1 protein-coding gene is annotated in these 2,134 nt (G+C 66.6%); it reads right to left on the reverse strand.

Annotation, left to right across the window (positions count from 1 at the left end; all coding sequences use genetic code 11):
• On the reverse strand, positions 1 to 2,134 hold a 2,134-nt coding region (locus HNQ59_RS19275), incomplete at both ends, for a hemagglutinin repeat-containing protein (protein ID WP_221320300.1).

Genomic DNA, 2,134 nt, shown 5'->3' on the forward strand with positions numbered 1-2,134 from the left:
CCCAGGCTCAGGCTTTGGCCTGCGTTCAGGTCGCTGCCCAGGATGTCCAGGTCGTGCCCGGCCAAGAGGCTCAGGCTTTGGCTGGCGTCCAGTTGTCCGATCCGGCCCAGTACGTCCTGGAACCCCGCATCGGTATGGAGGCGTTGCCGTTGGCTGTCCAGCCGGATGTCGCCTCCGGCTTGCAGGCGGAGCTGGTCTCCTTGGATCAGTCCGCTCTGGTTGAGCAGGTCCCCTCCTGAATACAGGTCGAGTTGTTTGCCGCGCAGGTCACCCCCCAGGTTGGCGAGGCTGTCGCGGGCGGTCAGGCTCAGTCGGTCGCGTGCTTCCATGGCGCCGGCGTTGACGATGCGCCCTGCGCTGAGGTCGATGTTGTCCGCCAGCATCAGGGCGCCGTCCTGGTTCAGGCGCATCCGTTCGCCGTGCGCCAGGTACAGTTGTGGCACCAGGACGGTGTCGGTGCGGCCATCGGCCAGGGTGAGTTGGCGCGCTTCCAGCCAGATCATGTCTTCGGTCAGCGCGGCCATCTGCGCGGCGCTGAGGCGGACGCCTGCTTGCAGGTCGAATTGCCGGGCCACGCGCACGCCTTGTTCCATCAGGGCGCGGAATTGGCTTTCCCGGTCGGTCTGACCCGCCAGCAGTTGCCGTCCGGTGCGTTGCAGCAGTTGTTGGGTCAGGAGCCGTTGTTCGAAGAAGCCGTCACCCAGTCGTTTGTGGGTCCAGTCCGGTGTCAGGCCAAGTCGTTCCAGCATGTAGTCGCTGCTCAGGAAGCGACGGCCATCGGTGAATTGTGGGTTGGTCTCGATCAGGTAGCGGTGGCCAGGGGCGCTCGGTACCGGGGCCGCTGGCTGGCTCGATGGGATCGCCACTCGGGGTGGGGTGTCCGGTTGGGCCGGGGTGGGGCTGGCCAGCTGGATGGGTTCTGCGCCTGCTACGGGTTGGGCAGTGGCAGGGCCGGTGGTCAGCGCAGGGCCGGTTTCCACCGGGCGGTTTGAGCCAGGCAGCGGGCCGGACTGGTTGGTGGTCACGCCAGTGGTCAGCGCAGGGCCAGTTGCCACGGAGCGGCTTGAGCCAGGCAGCGGGCCGGACTGGTTGGCGGTCACGCCAGTGGTCAGCGCGGGGCCCGTCGCTACGGAGTGGTTTGACCCGGACAGCGGGCCGCTGCTGGTCTGGCCTGGGCTGATGCTGAGGGTGCCCGCGCTGGTGCTCAGCGGGGTGGTGCCACTCAGCTGGTCACCGATGTGGGCGATGAACAGGCCGCTAGTGGGCAGGCTGGCAACGTCGATGCGCAGCTCGGCGCCATCCAGCACGATGCCGTGCCCCAGGTTGACCGGTACGAATGGGGCCGGTTGGCCCAGGGTCGGGATGCCGCTGTGCACGTTGGCCGGGCCACCTGGAGTGGCGGCGTCGCGACGGCTGACGATGCTGGGGCTGCGACCTGTTTCGGCGCCGTTGATCAGGCTGCCCGCCAGGTTACCGCGAATGGTGTGGCCTGCGCTGACCAGGGCACCGACGGCGCCGATGGTGCGTTCGTCGTGGTGTTGCTTGCTGTACAGCAGGCCGTTCGGGTCTTTCCATTGCTCATAGCGCAGGTCGACGACTTGTTTCAGTTCGCGCCCTTCGTTATGGAAGGAGCCGCCGGTCAGCTCGATGTCATTGCCTGCCGAGATGGTGGCGTATTGGTTGTGCAGGGCGTTGCCATCCAGTTTGATGTCGCGTCCCGCCAGGATCTGTCCTGGCCGTGCGGCAGAGCCTGCCTTGAGCTGCTCGCGGTAGCCGCTGGCACTCAGGAAGCGCCATAGTTCTTCTGTCTCATGGCCGTCGTCATTCCACGGCGCGGCCCAGGTCGAGCCGGTGTTCGGGCCTGCCACCTCGGAGGGGGCATCCGACAGGGTCTTGGTGATCGGGAATTGGTCGATGAAGGCTTGCCAGTCGGCGTCACTCACGCCACGCAGGCCATGCTTGCGCATCCAGCCGGTGCTGTTGTCGGGTGCGCACAGTGTGTTGCCTTCGAAACCCGCGCCACAGACGGTCTTCCCAGCTTTGCCATCGGCACCGGCAGTGCTGGCGCTGATTGCCACTTGTTCGATCTCGGGGGCGCTGCCCAGGTTGTCGAGGCGGTCGGCCTGGATGCTGA

Source organism: Chitinivorax tropicus (assembly GCF_014202905.1).
Taxonomy (GTDB): domain Bacteria; phylum Pseudomonadota; class Gammaproteobacteria; order Burkholderiales; family SCOH01; genus Chitinivorax; species Chitinivorax tropicus.